Origin of the sequence: Nonomuraea sp. 3N208 (genome assembly GCF_052245935.1) — a bacterium.
Classification (GTDB): domain Bacteria; phylum Actinomycetota; class Actinomycetes; order Streptosporangiales; family Streptosporangiaceae; genus Nonomuraea.
Genome location: NZ_JBQQBR010000024.1, coordinates 97,653 through 111,681, shown reverse-complemented (window position 1 = coordinate 111,681; position 14,029 = coordinate 97,653). Strand labels below are relative to the sequence as shown.

Below are 14,029 nucleotides of genomic sequence, written 5' to 3'. Positions count from 1 at the left end.
AGGCTTACCGAAGAGCCTGCGGACGATCCGGATGCCCCAGGCCCTCAGCAGGAGTTACCCAGTGCCCAAGTCCAAGGCTCGCAAGAAGGCGGTCTACACCCCGCCGCAGAGGTCTCAGCAGGTCAAGGTCAGCCCCCGCTGGCTGGCGCCCACGATGGTCGTCGCGTGGATCATCGGCATCCTCTGGATCGCGGTGTACTACGTTGCGCCGCAGACACCCTTCATCGGCGACCTCCAGAACTGGAACCTGCTGATCGGGTTTGTTTTCATCATCTTCGGTGTGGTTCTTTCCACCCGCTGGCGGTAGTTCTTTCCACAGCTTTTTCCACACCCTGTGGGGGATCAGGCGGCGGCCAGAATGGCCGACGCCCGCACCACCACAAGCACGGCCAGCAATGCCAGCGCTCCCGCGATCGCCAGGACCTGCCACAGGGTCCTGTTGTTCTTGGGGGCGTAGGCAATTGCTCCCGCCAGCAGCGAGCCGGTGATCAGGCCGCCGATGTGGCCGGTCCAGCTGATGCCCGAGACCACGAAGGTGATCACCAGGTTGATCGCGATGAGCACGGCGATGCCACGCACGTCCATGTTGAGCCGTCGGCCGACCACGAACACCGCGCCGAACAGACCGAAGATCGCCCCGGACGCGCCGACCGTGGGCTGGTTGAGCGGGTCGAGCCAGAGGCCGAGCACTGAGCCACCGAGTGCGCTGATCACGTAGAGCGCCACGTAGCGCACGTGGCCGAAGGCGCGCTCCAGGTATGGGCCGACGACGTAGAGCGCCCAGCAGTTGAACAGGATGTGGAAGACGCCGCCGTGCACGAACGCGGCGGTGATCAGCCGGTAGTACTGGTCGAGCACGGCCACGCCGGCGGGCCACATGGCCAGCTCCCCCGTGACCTCATTGCCGATGAGGTATTGCGCGCCGAAGACCAGGACGTTGATGACCAGGATGGTGTACGTCACGAACGGCGTGCGCACGACATTGCCACCGAAGGTGGACTTGGCCTGGCGGATCCCGCGGTTGCCCTCGGCCACACACTCGGGGCACTGGAAGCCGACCGCCGCGTCACGCATGCAGTCGGGGCAGATGGGACGCTCGCAGCGCTGGCAACGGACCCAGGTTTCCTTGTCGGGGTGCCGGTAACACGTGGGCACGGCCTCAGCCGGCTGCTCGGGCTGTGGGGGCGGGCTGGGAGGCTGGCTGGTCATGACCAAAAGCCTATGGCTTGCACGGGCGTGCCGCGTGCCCGAGCCGCCCGCCCTCAGCCGCCCCACGCGGCGGACGCGACGAGCGCCCAGGCGCGGCCCTCATGGCGCGACCACCGTCTACGCGTGGACACGCTGGGTGGCGCCTGAGGGGCGCGGAGGTGGCGTGGTGGGCGCGTGGCCCTCCGAGGGAGGGCCCGTCCCCTTCAGCGCTCCGTCAGGACTGGACGCGGTCGATGGTGACCGACTCCACGACCACGTCCTCCACCGGACGGTCCCGGGCGTCGGTGCGGGTCTTGACGATGGCGTCGACCACGTCCTGTCCCTCGATCACCTCGCCGAAGATGGTGTGCTTGCCGTTGAGGTGCGGCGTCGGCACCACGGTGATGAAGAACTGCGAGCCGTTGGTGCCCTTGCCGAAGCGGATGCCGGCGTTGGCCATGGCCAGCAGGTACGGCCGGTTGAACCACAGGTCCGGGTGGATCTCGTCGTCGAACTCGTAGCCGGGTCCGCCGATGCCCTGCCCCAGGGGGTCACCGCCCTGGATCATGAAGCCGGAGATGACCCGGTGGAAGATCGTGCCGTCGTAGTAGCGGGCGGTGCTCTTCTCACCGGTGCCCGGGTGCGTCCATTCGCGGGTGCCTTCGGCAAGCTCCACGAAGTTCCGTACCGTTTTCGGGGCCTTGGTAGGGAAGAGTTCCACCTTGATATTGCCGCGATTGGTCTGCAGGTTTGCGATCAGCTTCTCAGCCACGAGACAGCTGCCCCCCTCTATGCACAGGGTTAGTTTTGCGGTGTTTTGAGGACTATGGCCGTACGGCCTTCAGAGCCATCCTCCCACGGACGGCCATGATTGAGCCGCCTTGCCCAGGGAAGGTCAGGCTCGGGGCTCCAACGACAGGGGAGGTTGTCGTGTCCCTGACACTGAGAAGACGCCGCGTGGTCATAGAAGTACCAGCCACGTGGATGGGCCGCATGAAGGCCCAGGCCGTGCGAACCGGCCATCGCATGACACCGGTGGCGGACCAGGCCAGGATGGCCGCCGCCCATCGAATCGAAGACGCCCGCTACTGGGCGGCGCCGCGGCTGGAGTCCGCGGCGCATGGGTTCGAAGACCAGGTCGCACCCAGGGTCAGCCATATGCTGACCACGGCGGCCAGGAGGATCGACCCGACGCCCACGCGGTCGCGGCGGTGGCCGGTGCTCGTCCTCATGACAGGCATTGCCATAGGAGCCATGGGCTACATGGCCTACCGCCGCAATGCCCAGCAGTGGACCGAGCACATGAAGGAATCCGCCTCCGATGCCTCACGATGGGTCAACGAGAAGGCGGAACGGACCGCCGAGTCGACAGACCGGATCGCGGCCAACGTGTCGAAGAAGGCGGACGAGACATCCCGCAAGATGTCCTGATCCCGCCGGGAAGCGCGCCCTCGACTTATCCGAGGGCGCGCTTCTCTTTCGCCCGTTGACGTGTCACCAAGCGCTTGCTACAAACCCGGTCATGGCGCTGTCACCCCTCGACGACTACCCCGTCCATCAGGCTGCCCAGGTCATGCGGCACGTGGCCACTTCCGACCGCAACTTCTACGACCGCTACTACTTCAACTGCCACGCGGGCACCGGCGAGTTCATGCTGATCGTCGGCCTCGGCCAGTACCCCAACCTGGGCGTCACCGACGCCTTCGCCTGCGTACGGCACCGGGACCTGCACCGCGTCGTCCGGGCCTCACGCGAGCTCGGCGCCGACCGGATGGACACCGGGATCGGCCCCTTCCGCGTCGAGGTCGTCGAAGGGCTCAAGCGGCTCAGGGTGGTCCTGGAGCCGAACGAGCATGGCCTGTCCTTCGACCTGCTCTGGGAAGGCACGATCCCGGCGACGCTCGAACCCCGGCACTTCCTGCGGTGGCAGGAGCGTGTCATGTTCGACTCGGTACGCCTGGCGCAGACCGGCCGCTGGTCAGGAAATATCAGTATCGGCGGGGAGGACATCCCGGTCACCCCCGACCGCTGGCAGGGCACCAGAGACCGGTCCTGGGGCATCAGGCCGGTCGGCGAGCCCGAGCCGTCCGGAATCCAGGCCAAGAACCCCGGCACCTTCTACTGGCTCTACGCACCGATGCAGTTCGACGACCACGCCATCCTCTGCATCGTGCAGGAGGACGAGCGGGGCCGCCGGCTGCTGGAGGAGGCCGTGCGGGTCTGGTCGGACGGGCGGGAGGAGGAGTATCTCGGCCGGCCTGACTACCGCCCCGTCTACGCCCCCGGCACCCGGGACGTCGTCGACGCCGTGATCACCTTCTCACCGCCCGGCGGCAAGCCGTTCGACGTGCACTGCACCCCTCTCCTGCCGGTGCACCTCATGGTGGGCACCGGCTACGGGCTGGAGCCGGACTGGCGGCACGGCATGTACCAGGGTCCCGGGCCGGTGGTGCAGGGCGTGACGTACCGGCTGCCTGACGACGCCGCCAGGATGTGGGGCCTGGTGGACGCCGTCGGGCGCTTCGAGTACGACGGGCTCGTGGGCCACGGCCTCTTCGAGTACTGGGCACTGGGGCCGCACCCGTCGTTCACCGGGTGACTACTCGGGCTTCTTGCAGACGATGGTGACCGCCTTGCCATGGCCGCCCTCGGGGCCCTTGCCGGCCTCCGGGGGCACGGGCAGACCCTCGGCGGGCTTGGCGGGAACGGCGGGCACCGCATCGCCATCGGCGAGTTCGGTGGGCACCGCACCGGCCTCGATCTTCTTCACCATGATGGGCGGCTCGGCGCCTTCGGGCAGCTTCTCCGCGGGAACGGCACGCAGCTTCACCATCTCGCCCGGATCGACCTGCTTCACCTCCCCTTCGGAGGTGACCAGGACGCCCATCGGCTTGCCCGGCTCGCCCGCGGGCAGCTCGATGGTCTTGCCGTCACTGGTCGTGCACGTCACCTTGGCGCCCGCCGCGGAAGGCGGCTCATCGGCCAGGGCGGACCCGGCCAGACCGGTGAGCGCGAGCGCGCAGACCGCGCCGAGCACCGCGAGACGTCGCTTGAACATGGGTTCTCCTCACTAGGATCGGTCGAACGCCCCCGAGACTGGCCCGCCGAACCTGAACCAACCCTGAAGAGGCCATAAATGGTCTTCAGGTTGGCTTTAGGTCGCCTGAGAGACCCTGGACGGCGTGCGAGTCTTACTGGTGGAGGACGAGGAGCGGCTGGCCGACCTGATCAAGGGCGGGCTGGCAGGTGAGGGCTTCGCCGTGGACGTGGCCCACGACGGGCGCGACGGGTTGTGGATGGCCACCGAGAACACGTACGACGTGATCGTCCTGGACGTGATGTTGCCCAGGATGAACGGATACGCGGTCTGCTCCCGGCTGCGCGAGGCGGGCAACTGGACGCCGATCATGATGCTCACGGCCAAGGACGGCATCTACGACGAGGCCGAGGCGCTCGACAACGGAGCCGACGACTACCTGGCCAAGCCGTTCTCGTACGTGGTGCTGCTGGCCCGGCTGCGCGCGCTGGTGCGGCGGGGCGGGCGCGAGCGGCCGGTGTCGATCACCGTGGGAGATCTGGTGATCGATCCGGCCGGGTTGCGGTGCCGCAGGGGCGAGGTGGGGATCGGGCTGACGCCGAAGGAGTTCGCGGTGCTGCACGCGCTCGCGCGGCGGCCCGGCGAGGTGGTCTCCAAGGCCGAGCTGCTGGCCCAGGCCTGGGACTTCTCTTATGACGGCGACCCGAACATCGTCGAGGTCTACATCAGCGCCCTGCGCAGGAAGATCGACGTGCCGTTCGGCCGGACGACGCTCATGACGGTCCGCGGGGCCGGCTACCGATTGGAGGCGGCGTGATCCGGTGGCGGCGGATGGCCGTGGGGCTTCAATCGGTGCGGTTGCAGGCGACCGCGGCGGCGACGCTGGTCGTGGCGCTCGCGCTGGGGGTCGTGGCTCTGCTGCTGGTGATCGTGTTGCGCGGCAGCCTGGAGAGCAGCGCGGGAGCCGAGGCGACGAGGAAAGCCGCCGCCGCGGCGCCGCTCGCCCGGACGATCGAGGTGGTGGCCGGCACTCCGGTCAGGGTGGCCGGGAAGGAGACCAAGGCAGGCGTGATCCATCTGCGGGACGGCACGGTGGCCGCGGTCGCCGACCCCGATCTCGTGCTGACCGACGATAAGAGCGAAACCATCGAGGAGTGGGCCGAGCCCGGCCAGTACGCCGTCGCCGGGTTGAAGGTGACCACCCAGACAGGCCCCGCCATGCTGTGGTCGAGGGCCTCGCTGGCCGGCGCCACGGACGCCCTGCGCTCGATGTACGGCGCGTTGTTGCCGGGCGTGCCCGCGGTGCTGCTCGTGGTGGCCGCCATGACCTGGTTCTCGGTGGGCCGCGCGCTGGCTCCTGTGGCCGCGATCAGGGCCAAGGTCGCCCACATCACCGCCCGCGACCTGCACCAGCGTGTCCCCGTACCGAGCTCCAAAGACGAGATCGCCGCGCTGGCCAGCACCGTGAACGGCACGCTCGACCGTCTCGAGACGGCCGTGGAGACGCACAAGCGGTTCGTCGCCGACGCGGCGCACGAGCTACGCAGCCCCATCGCCACCCTTCGTGCCCGGCTGGAGCTGGCCGAGCCCAGCGAGCTGACCAGGGAGGCGCTGGCCGACATTGAGCGCCTGCAGTCCCTGGCCGCCGACCTGCTCATGCTGGCCAAGCTGGACGCGGGCGAGCCGCTCCGGAGCGCGGAGCTGGACCTCGGGCAAGTGGCGGCAGAGGAGTCGCTGCGGGTACAGCGGCGGCCCGAGGTGCGGGTGGAGCTGGACATCGAGCCCGACGTGGTGATGAAGGGCTCCCGGGCGCATCTCGACCGCCTGGTGACGAATCTGACCGACAACGCGGTACGGCACGCCGCCTCGACGGTGTGCGTACGCGTGCACGCCGAAGCGGACGAGGCCGTGCTCGAGGTGCTCGACGACGGACCGGGGATCCCGTTCGAGCAGCGCGAGGCGGTGTTCGACCGCTTCACCAGGCTGGACGAGGCACGGGCCAGGGACGCCGGCGGCGCCGGGCTCGGGCTGCCGATCGCGCGGGACATCGCGGCTCTGCACCAGGGCTCTCTTGTGTACGCCGGCGGCGGGTTCATCGCCAGATTTCCCTTGTGTCACACGTGAACCATCAGTGCTCGGTGGACGTGAGAATGGTTGAAGGAGGCAACCATGCTCACACGCCGTGCATTGATCGTCCGAGGTGGCGCCGCGGGCGCCGGAGTCGTCTTCCTGTGGCCCGGCAGGGCCGAGGCGGCGGCAGGTCCCGTGCTCGCCACGACCAGGAGCATCCCGGTCGGCGGCGGCCGGATCATCAAGGGGAAGTACGTGATCACCCAGCCGAAGAAGGGCGTCTACCGGTGCTTCAGCGCCAAGTGCACCCACCAAGGCTGCGCGGTGGCGAGCGTGAGCCGTGGCACGATCAACTGCCCGTGCCACGGCAGCAAGTTCAGCGCCTCCACCGGGGCAGTGGTCCAGGGTCCTGCCAAGCGCCCGCTCCCACGCAAGAAGATCAAGGTGTCGAAGGGGAAGATCAGCCTGGCTTGATCGCGGCAGCCTAGGCGAGCCGCGAGGAGCAGCCCAACTGGTTTGCGATCCGCGAGATGCCCTCCGCGAACGACCGGCGCGTACGCTCGGGGAAGCCGATGAACAGCTGGTTGGCCAGCGCCACGGCCCAGTACGGGCCGGCCACGCTGTAGACGCGGTGGTCCACCCGCGTGCCCTCGGGGTGGGTGGTGACCGACCATTCGCCGCGATACCACCAGCCGCCCTGGTAGGCGACGGTGTGCTCGCCGAACTCGGTCTTCATCTCGTGGGCCGGCCGCTCGCCGAGCAGAGCCTGCCACACCTGCTCGACCGGCGCGGTCACCACCCCGGCGACCTCGGTGATGAGCCGTTTCGTCATGGCTTGGCCATCCGGCAGAAGAACGTGATGTAGTCGGCGTCCGGCGTGAACAGCGCGGCGTAGCCTGCGGCGTTCCAGGTCTCCGCCATCCGCCCGAGCAGGCGGAGGATCTCTGTGGACATGGCACGGCTCCCTTGGTCGCGGCGCCTATCCTGTGAATACGCGTTCGGGCAGGGCAGGCGCCTTGTTCGGATGTCCGGCCGCTGAGGTGTTGGCGCACCTCGGCGGCCTCCTTCACATGGGGGTCCAGTCGAGCTCCCCCTTGTCGAGCCGGCCGAGCAGGTCCTTGATCCAGTCCAGCTCGGCCTGGTGCAGTGCTTGCTCGTACTCGACCTCGAGCATGAGCACCGCGGGCAGGCCGCTGTCGGCCATGGCCCGCCGGTGGGCGTCCATCCCGGCCAGGGCGCCCTCGATCGTGGCCGCCCGCCCGCGGAGCGCGCGCTGGGCGTCGGGCAGCGGCAGGCAGCCGATGAGCGAAACGGCCGCCACGAACGTGCGCCGGTCGGGGTCGGGCCGCTCCAGCAGCTGCTTCAGCCGGGCGACCAGCTCCTCGCGGCCCTCCTCGGTGATCTCGTAGACCGTGCGCTCCGGCCTGCGGCCCTCGCGATCGGTCTTGGCGGGCACGATCAGCTCGTCCTTGGCCAGCCGCTCGACCGCGTGGTAGAGGCTGCGCGGCAGGCCGGTGATGTAGTCCTTGTGCGTCTCGACGATGAACCGGTGCAACTCGTACGGGTGGGCGGCGCGCACCGTGAGCAAGGCCAGCACGGTCAGGCCGACCAGGTCGTGGCGTCGCGCCATGATGCCTCCCTCTATATTGCAAAACGCAATATAGCTCGGCAAGAGGTCAGGCGTCGAGCTGCAGGAAAGCGCGGTCGATGGCCTGCCTGACCACGTCCTCGGGATAGGGGAAGTGCTTGATCAGGTCGCGCAGCCCCTCCACGTGCGCCCGCTTGGCCAGCTCCGCCACGGCCGCGAGCTCGGCCTGCTGGCCCTGCGCGAACGCCCGGCCCACCACCGCGCCGTGCCCCGGCACGACCACCTGCTCGGGGATCTCCTCCAGCATCGCCGCGACGGTGGCCGGCCAGTCCAGCGGGTACGAGTCGCCGAATGCCGGCGGCGCCCCCTCCTCGATCAGGTCTCCGGCGAACACCACTCCACCGTCGGGAACATGGACCACGACGTCATTGCTGCTGTGCCCGAGCCCGAAGTGCCGCAAATGCACGATCCGCCCGCCGATGTCCAGGCTGGCCGCGGCCGTGAACGTGTGGTCCGGCGGCACGATCGTGACCTCCTCCAGCTCGTCCTGCCGGTCGGGCAGATGCGCGATCACGTCGGCGCGTTGTTGCTCGCCGTACCGCTCGATCTCCTCGGCGCACCTGGCGTGCCCCCAGATCTCGGCGGGCCGGAACAACGCGTTACCGAAGTAGTGGTCGAAGTGGGAGTGGCTGTTGACGACCGTCCACGGGCCTGGGGTGATCCGCCTGACGGCCGCGATCAGGTCCGCCGCCTCCCGGTGCGAGGTACGCGTGTCGAGCACCAGGCAGTGCCCGTCGTCACCGACGATCAGACCCGTGTTCATGTCGAACGACCGGTGACGCCGGACATAGACCCGGTCGCCGATCTCCTGCCACTGCTCGTTCATGCCAACGAACCCTACTTTTTGGGATCGATACCTGGCATATGACTTCCAAGTCGTCATCGACACAAACGACCGCATACGCTCGCCGCTGATCAGCCCTGTCTCAGGTACGCCAGCACCGCCAGCACCCTCCTGTGCCCGTCGGCGGCCGGCGGGAGGTCGAGCTTGGCGAAGATGTTCGCGATGTGCTTGGCCACGGCCGCCTCGGTGACGAACAGCTCCTTGGCGATCGAGGCGTTCGTGCGGCCTTCCGCGATCAGCCCCAGCACCTCCTGCTCGCGTGGCGTGAGCCGGTCCAGGGGGTCGCGCCGGCGCCTCAGCAACTGCCGCACCACCTCCGGGTCCACGACCGTGCCGCCGGCGGCCACCCGGTCGAGCGCGTCGACGAACTCGCGCACGTCGCCGATGCGGTCCTTCAGCAGGTAGCCGACGCCCGCGCCTGCGGCGGAATCGAGGAGCTCGGCGGCGTACGTCTGCTCGACGTATTGGCTGAGCACCAGCACGGCCAGGTCGGGGTGCCGGCCGCGTAGCTCCAGCGCGGCCCGCAGCCCCTCGTCTGTGAAGCCCGGCGGCATCCGCACGTCGGTCACCACGGCCTCAGGACGGTGCTCGGCGACGGCGGCGAGCAGGCCGGGCGCGTCGCCGACCGAGGCGACCACGGTGTGGCCGAAGCGTTCCAGCAGCCCGACCAGGCCCTCCCTGAGCAGGACGGCGTCTTCGGCAATCACTACGCGCACGGGATCTCCACTCGCAGCAGGGTCGGCCCGCCGATCGGGCTGGACAGCGACAATCTGCCCTCGACCACGGCCAGCCGGTCGGCCAGGCCGGTCAGCCCGGTGCCCTTGGCTGGGTCGGCGCCGCCGACCCCGTCGTCGCGGACCTCGACCACCAGGGTGCCACGCTGGACCCTGCCGGTGACGGAGCCCCTGGTGGCCCGGCTGTGCTTGGCGAGGTTCGCCAAGGCCTCGCTGACCACGTAGTACGCGGTGACCTCCACGGGTGCGGGCAACCGGCCCACCTCGACGTCGACGCCGACGGGCACCGGGGAGCGGCCGGCCACGTCGCGCACCGCGGCCGCCAGCCCCCGGTCGGTGAGTATCGGCGAGTGCACCCCGCGGATCAGCTCGCGCAACTCGGCCAGCGCCTGCTTGGCCTCGTCGTGGGCCCGCCCGACCAGCCGGCCGGCGTCGGAGTCCTCGGGCAGGTCGAGCCTGGCCATGCCGAGCGTCATCGACAGCGCCACCAGCCGCTGCTGGGCGCCGTCGTGCAGGTCCCGCTCGATCCTGCGACGATCCATCTCGAACGCGTCCACCAGCCGCGCCCGCGACCGCAGCACCTCGCTCAGCTCCGACCCCTGGGGCGCGAGTATCGCCCTGGCCATGGCGCCCCTGGCGCCACCCCAGGCCGTGACCGTGTAGGCGGCCACCGGCAGCAGCAGCACACCCACCACGCTCGCCACGGCGCCGACCTCCGGCGCCACCCCCGGCTGCACGACCGGCGTCAGGATCAGCAACACGGGCCCCGCCACGGTGAACGCCACCATGATCAGGTCGATCCACCACATCGCGAACAAGGTCATGATCGCCAGCCCGCCTTCCCTCCTGCGCCTGTCCGGCGCCTCCGGCAGGGGAACGCCGTCGACGAGCCGCAGCCGCAGCCGCTCGAACCTGGCGAGGGGGAAGAGGGACAGAGCCAGGACGGCTGGCACGGCGAGGTAGAGAAGCGGCTCAGGGAGGACCTGCGCGACCGCGGCGGCGACTCCTATGACCGCGCCGGGGACGACGCTGGCCGCCAGGTATGCCACGCACCGCCACGGCCACTCGGACCTGAGGAACGGCAACGGCCGCCGGGTGAGCGCCTCCAACGCTGTCCTGTTCAGCACTCTGCGACCGTATCCAGCGATCTGGGCGGTCAGCACTAGTGCTGGATTTACCTTTCTAACGGAATTCGAGTCCTTCAAACGCCTTCGAGGACCGCCACCGGTCGATATAGGCGAAGTACGCCGTCGCGCCCTGCGGGTAACCGACGTTGAGCCAGCCGCGCAGCCCGAGATCCTGGCCCTCGTTGTTGTAGTAGCCGGGGGTGCAGTCCGGCCCGCCCAGCAGCGTGCCCGGCCCCAACAGCAGCAGCTCGATCCACGCGTCCTCGGCCTCCTTGGTCACCTCTACCTCCGAGAAACCGTGGTCGAGGGCGTGCTTGACGATCACCGCGATCGTCCGGGCGGCCTCGGTGAGGTTGTGCGGGATGTTGGAGAGCAGGTTCGCGCCCTGCGTGTGCTGCACGAGGAAGACGTTCGGGAAGCCGTGCACGTGGATGCCGTGCATCGTGCGCATGCCCTCGGCCCAGCGTTCCGACAGCCGTGCCCCGTCGCGGCCGGTCAGGTCGTATCCGGCCCGGCGGGTGTAGTCGGTGCCGACCTCGAAGCCGGAGGCGTAGATGACGCAGTCGACCTCGTATTCCTTTCCCGCGGCGACGACGCCGGTCTCGGTGAGGCGCTCGACGCCCTTTCCTTCGGTGTCGACGAGGTGCGTGCCGGGGACGTTGAAGGCCTGCAGGTATTCGTCGTGGAAGCAGGGGCGCTTGCAGAGCTGGCGGTACCACGCCTTGAGATTGCGCGCAGTCTCCGGGTCGGCGACGACGGCGTCGACCCGGGCGCGGATCTCCTCCATCTTCTCGAAGTCGGAGTCCTCGAAGGCGGCCCGCATCGTCTCCGGCGTGAGCTCGTCCAGCTGGCTGATCTTGGCGCGGACCCGGCGGGCGATGTCGGTCCAGCCGTCCATCACCAGGTCCTCCTCGGCCGCCGCACCGGTCTGCATGGCCGTGAAGTTCTCCAGCCAGCGCTGCTGCCAGCCGGGCATGGCGATGCTCGCGAACCACTCGGGGTCGGTCGGGCGGTTGCCGCGGACGTCCACGGACGACGGGGTGCGCTGGAACACGTACAGCTCCTTGCACGCCCGCGCCAGGTGGGGGACGCATTGCACGGCCGTCGCGCCGGTGCCGATGACCGCCACCCGCTTGTCCGCCAGCCGGTCCATGTGCGCGCCTGAGGGGTCGCCGCCGGTGTAGGCGTAGTCCCAGCGGCTCGTGTGGAACGAATGCCCACGGAAATCGTCGATGCCCGGGATGCCGGGCAGTTTCGGCACGTGGAGCGGGCCGATGCCCATGGCGACGAACTGGGCGGTGAACGCGTCGCCCCGGTTCGTGCGGACGAGCCAGCGGTCTGCGTGCCATTCCAGGTCCACGACCTCGGTGTGGAACAGCGCGTGGTCGTACAGGCCGTAGTGTTTGCCGATGCGGCGGCAGTGCTCGAGGATCTCGGGCGCGTGCGCGTACTTCTCGGTCGGCATGTGGCCGGTCTCCTCCAGGAGCGGCATGTACACGTACGACGCCGTGTCGCACTGTGCTCCCGGGTAGCGGTTCCAGTACCAGGTGCCGCCGAAGTCGCCGGCCTTGTCGATGATGCGTACGTCGTCGACGCCGATCTCCTTCAGCCGCGCGCCGGTGACCAGGCCGGCGAACCCGCCGCCGACGAACGCGACCGTCACGTGGTCGGTCTTCGGCTCGCGCTCGGTCCACGGTGTGTACGGATCGTCGAGATAGTGCGCGAAGCGGCCGGTCAGGCGCAGGTACTGGTCGTTGCCGTCCGGGCGGAGCCGCTTGTCACGCTCCTCGCGGTATTTGCGGCGAAGGGCTTCTTTGTCGAGGACAGGGCGGGTCATGCAGCCTCCGGGTGCTGGAACATGGCGCCTGGACGACCGGGACAATTCCAGAATGTCATTCGGAAATGGCCGCCGACAACCCCTTCTGGTGACCGGAGCACCGCCGGTCCGGACTATGGTTGAGAACCCCGGCACACAAGGAAGCAGAACCGCCTTGGCTCACCGCGCACTGGTCATCGCCATGCTGCCCGCCATCGGGTTGCGCGTGCTCGCCGTGCTCGGGTTCCCGCCCGCGCTGCTCTTCTACGGCGACTCGTTCGCGTTCCTGCGCGAGGAGCTGACGCCGGGGACGACCAGGCCGTCCGGATACTCCCTGCTGCTGGCGCTGCTGCGCCCCGCGCACAGCCTGACGCTGGTGACGGTCCTGCAGCACCTGCTGGGGCTGGCGCTCGCAGTCGGCGTGTACGCGCTGCTCAGACGGCGCGGCCTGCCCGGTTGGGGCGCCACGCTGCTGGTGACCCCGCTGCTGTACGACGAGTTCCTCGTCCTCCTCGAACACATGATCATGGCCGACGCGATCTTCATCGTGCTGGTCACCGCCGCCATCGCGCTCATCGTGTGGCGCGTCACCCCGGCCACGGCCGCCGTGGGCGGGCTCCTGCTCGGCCTGGCCGGCGTCACGCGGACGATCGGCCTGCCGCTGCTGCTACTCACGGCGGCCTACCTGCTGGTCAGGCGGTACGGCTGGCGCCCGCTACTGGTGCTGGTGGTGGCTGGGGCGATCCCGCTGGGCGCGTACGCCACCTGGACGAAGGCGGAGAAGGGCAGGTTCGCGCTCACCGAGGCGGACGGCAACTTCCTGTGGTCCAGGACGATGAGCTTCGCCGACTGCGACGTGATCAAGCCACCGGACCGGCTGGCCGTGCTCTGCCCACGGATGCCCGTCGAGCAGCGTCCCTATCCGCCGCACTGGTTGTGGGAGAGCTTCTCGCCGCTGCTCAAGGTGCCGGGGACGGCCAACCGTAACCAGCTGGCCGGAGAGTTCGCCAGGCAGGCCATCCTCGCCCAGCCCGGCGGCTATCTGGGCGCGGTCGCGACCGACCTCAAGCAGCTGTTGCGCTGGGAGCGCACTGCCGCGGACGAGAAGACGCCGTACAAGTTCCCGGCGGCCGAGCGGCCGATCAGCGAGTCGGTGCAGGGCGTAGCGGAGTCGTACGAGGCGGGACCCGCCGCCACCCGCGTCGTCGAGCCGTTCGCCGGCTGGCTGCGCGCTTACCAGCGGTTCGGGTACGTGCCGTTCCCGCTGCTGATGCTGGGGCTACTGGCCGCGCTGGCGCTGACGGTGGTCCGGCGGCGGTGGGACGCTCTGCTGCCCGCGGGGGCGGCGCTCGCGCTCGTCGTGGCGCCGCCGTTCCTGGCGGCCTATGACGTGCGGTACGTGATTCCGGCGATCCCGCTGATCTGCCTGGCGCTCGGATTGACCTTGAGCGCCGGGGCGCCCGGGGACACCGCGGTCCGGCCCGCGAGGGAGCCGGAGGCCGTGGCCGGTCGCGCGACCTGACCATTGCCGCCGCGAACGGCGACTGGTAGCGTGATGTGTAAAG

17 protein-coding genes are annotated in these 14,029 nt (G+C 69.3%); 7 read left to right on the top strand and 10 right to left on the bottom strand.

Annotation, left to right across the window (positions count from 1 at the left end; translation table 11 throughout):
* Nucleotides 1–61: 61 nt before the first annotated feature.
* A complete protein-coding gene (locus ACTWPT_RS32970) occupies nucleotides 62–307 on the top strand; it encodes a cell division protein CrgA (protein ID WP_127938089.1) in 246 nt (81 codons plus the stop codon).
* A 35-nt stretch (nucleotides 308–342) separates the two neighbouring features.
* On the opposite strand, the gene ACTWPT_RS32965 is transcribed toward ACTWPT_RS32970, so the two are convergent.
* Nucleotides 343–1,209 (bottom strand): rhomboid family intramembrane serine protease, encoded by an 867-nt coding sequence (locus tag ACTWPT_RS32965; protein ID WP_443181408.1) that lies wholly within the window; start codon nucleotides 1,207–1,209, stop codon nucleotides 343–345.
* 214 nt (nucleotides 1,210–1,423) lie between these two features.
* On the bottom strand, nucleotides 1,424–1,960 hold the full coding sequence (locus tag ACTWPT_RS32960; RefSeq protein WP_443181407.1) for a peptidylprolyl isomerase: 537 nt from the start codon (nucleotides 1,958–1,960) through the stop codon (nucleotides 1,424–1,426).
* Between the two features lie 158 nt (nucleotides 1,961–2,118).
* Here ACTWPT_RS32960 and ACTWPT_RS32955 point away from each other — a divergent pair, with 158 nt between their 5' ends.
* Both ACTWPT_RS32955 and ACTWPT_RS32950 read left to right on the top strand, forming a co-directional pair.
* Entirely contained in the window at nucleotides 2,119–2,619 is a 501-nt protein-coding gene (locus ACTWPT_RS32955; protein ID WP_443181406.1) for a hypothetical protein, read from the top strand.
* A 91-nt stretch (nucleotides 2,620–2,710) separates the two neighbouring features.
* The gene (locus tag ACTWPT_RS32950) at nucleotides 2,711–3,787 is read left to right on the top strand and encodes a hypothetical protein (RefSeq protein ID WP_443181405.1); all 1,077 of its coding nucleotides are present in this window, start codon (nucleotides 2,711–2,713) and stop codon (nucleotides 3,785–3,787) included.
* Here the strand turns inward: ACTWPT_RS32950 and ACTWPT_RS32945 are convergent, their stop codons facing one another.
* Nucleotides 3,788–4,246 (bottom strand): hypothetical protein, encoded by a 459-nt coding sequence (locus ACTWPT_RS32945; protein ID WP_443181404.1) that lies wholly within the window; start codon nucleotides 4,244–4,246, stop codon nucleotides 3,788–3,790. It abuts the gene before it with no gap.
* A gap of 124 nt (nucleotides 4,247–4,370) precedes the next feature.
* Between ACTWPT_RS32945 and ACTWPT_RS32940 the strand changes: the two genes are divergently transcribed.
* The 3 genes from ACTWPT_RS32940 to ACTWPT_RS32930 are packed head-to-tail and all read left to right on the top strand — an operon-like array spanning nucleotide 4,371 to nucleotide 6,769.
* A complete protein-coding gene (locus tag ACTWPT_RS32940) occupies nucleotides 4,371–5,042 on the top strand; it encodes a response regulator transcription factor (RefSeq protein WP_443181403.1) in 672 nt (223 codons plus the stop codon).
* Nucleotides 5,039–6,349, top strand: coding sequence for a sensor histidine kinase (locus tag ACTWPT_RS32935; protein ID WP_443181402.1), 1,311 nt, complete (start codon nucleotides 5,039–5,041; stop codon nucleotides 6,347–6,349). Before ACTWPT_RS32940 ends, ACTWPT_RS32935 begins: the two co-directional genes overlap by 4 nt.
* Nucleotides 6,350–6,394: 45 nt before the next feature.
* A complete protein-coding gene (locus ACTWPT_RS32930; RefSeq protein WP_443181401.1) occupies nucleotides 6,395–6,769 on the top strand; it encodes a ubiquinol-cytochrome c reductase iron-sulfur subunit in 375 nt (124 codons plus the stop codon).
* Nucleotides 6,770–6,779: 10 nt separating this feature from the next.
* On the opposite strand, the gene ACTWPT_RS32925 is transcribed toward ACTWPT_RS32930, so the two are convergent.
* From ACTWPT_RS32925 to ACTWPT_RS32895, 7 genes are all read right to left on the bottom strand, one after another.
* Nucleotides 6,780–7,127, bottom strand: a complete 348-nt coding sequence (locus tag ACTWPT_RS32925) for a hypothetical protein (RefSeq protein WP_443181400.1) — start codon at nucleotides 7,125–7,127, stop codon at nucleotides 6,780–6,782.
* Entirely contained in the window at nucleotides 7,124–7,249 is a 126-nt protein-coding gene (locus ACTWPT_RS32920; protein WP_443181399.1) for a hypothetical protein, read from the bottom strand. The genes ACTWPT_RS32925 and ACTWPT_RS32920 overlap by 4 nt, the downstream gene beginning before the upstream one ends.
* A 112-nt stretch (nucleotides 7,250–7,361) precedes the next feature.
* A complete protein-coding gene (locus ACTWPT_RS32915; protein WP_443181398.1) occupies nucleotides 7,362–7,925 on the bottom strand; it encodes a PadR family transcriptional regulator in 564 nt (187 codons plus the stop codon).
* Nucleotides 7,926–7,971: 46 nt separating this feature from the next.
* Nucleotides 7,972–8,769 (bottom strand): MBL fold metallo-hydrolase, encoded by a 798-nt coding sequence (locus tag ACTWPT_RS32910; protein WP_443181397.1) that lies wholly within the window; start codon nucleotides 8,767–8,769, stop codon nucleotides 7,972–7,974.
* 89 nt (nucleotides 8,770–8,858) lie between these two features.
* Nucleotides 8,859–9,503 carry a LuxR C-terminal-related transcriptional regulator gene (locus tag ACTWPT_RS32905; RefSeq protein WP_443181396.1) on the bottom strand — a complete coding sequence of 215 codons (645 nt, stop codon included), beginning with the start codon at nucleotides 9,501–9,503 and terminating at the stop codon, nucleotides 8,859–8,861.
* The gene (locus tag ACTWPT_RS32900) at nucleotides 9,494–10,648 is read right to left on the bottom strand and encodes a sensor histidine kinase (RefSeq protein WP_443181395.1); all 1,155 of its coding nucleotides are present in this window, start codon (nucleotides 10,646–10,648) and stop codon (nucleotides 9,494–9,496) included. Before ACTWPT_RS32900 ends, ACTWPT_RS32905 begins: the two co-directional genes overlap by 10 nt.
* A gap of 55 nt (nucleotides 10,649–10,703) precedes the next feature.
* Complete coding sequence (locus ACTWPT_RS32895; protein ID WP_443181394.1) at nucleotides 10,704–12,485, bottom strand: flavin-containing monooxygenase; 1,782 nt, start codon at nucleotides 12,483–12,485, stop codon at nucleotides 10,704–10,706.
* 154 nt (nucleotides 12,486–12,639) lie between these two features.
* On the opposite strand from ACTWPT_RS32895, the gene ACTWPT_RS32890 reads away from it, so the two are divergent.
* Complete coding sequence (locus tag ACTWPT_RS32890; protein ID WP_443181393.1) at nucleotides 12,640–13,986, top strand: hypothetical protein; 1,347 nt, start codon at nucleotides 12,640–12,642, stop codon at nucleotides 13,984–13,986.
* Nucleotides 13,987–14,029: the final 43 nt, after the last annotated feature.

Excerpts from the sequence above, each read along its gene's own strand:
- ACTWPT_RS32965 (WP_443181408.1), bottom strand. The coding sequence starts at position 1,209 with ATGACCAGCCAGCCTCCCAGCCCGCCCCCACAGCCCGAGCAGCCGGCT.
- ACTWPT_RS32950 (WP_443181405.1), top strand. The coding sequence starts at position 2,711 with ATGGCGCTGTCACCCCTCGACGACTACCCCGTCCATCAGGCTGCCCAG.
- ACTWPT_RS32945 (WP_443181404.1), bottom strand. The coding sequence starts at position 4,246 with ATGTTCAAGCGACGTCTCGCGGTGCTCGGCGCGGTCTGCGCGCTCGCG.
- ACTWPT_RS32930 (WP_443181401.1), top strand. The coding sequence starts at position 6,395 with ATGCTCACACGCCGTGCATTGATCGTCCGAGGTGGCGCCGCGGGCGCC.
- ACTWPT_RS32925 (WP_443181400.1), bottom strand. The coding sequence starts at position 7,127 with ATGACGAAACGGCTCATCACCGAGGTCGCCGGGGTGGTGACCGCGCCG.
- ACTWPT_RS32920 (WP_443181399.1), bottom strand. The coding sequence starts at position 7,249 with ATGTCCACAGAGATCCTCCGCCTGCTCGGGCGGATGGCGGAGACCTGG.
- ACTWPT_RS32915 (WP_443181398.1), bottom strand. The coding sequence starts at position 7,925 with ATGGCGCGACGCCACGACCTGGTCGGCCTGACCGTGCTGGCCTTGCTC.
- ACTWPT_RS32910 (WP_443181397.1), bottom strand. The coding sequence starts at position 8,769 with ATGAACGAGCAGTGGCAGGAGATCGGCGACCGGGTCTATGTCCGGCGT.
- ACTWPT_RS32895 (WP_443181394.1), bottom strand. The coding sequence starts at position 12,485 with ATGACCCGCCCTGTCCTCGACAAAGAAGCCCTTCGCCGCAAATACCGC.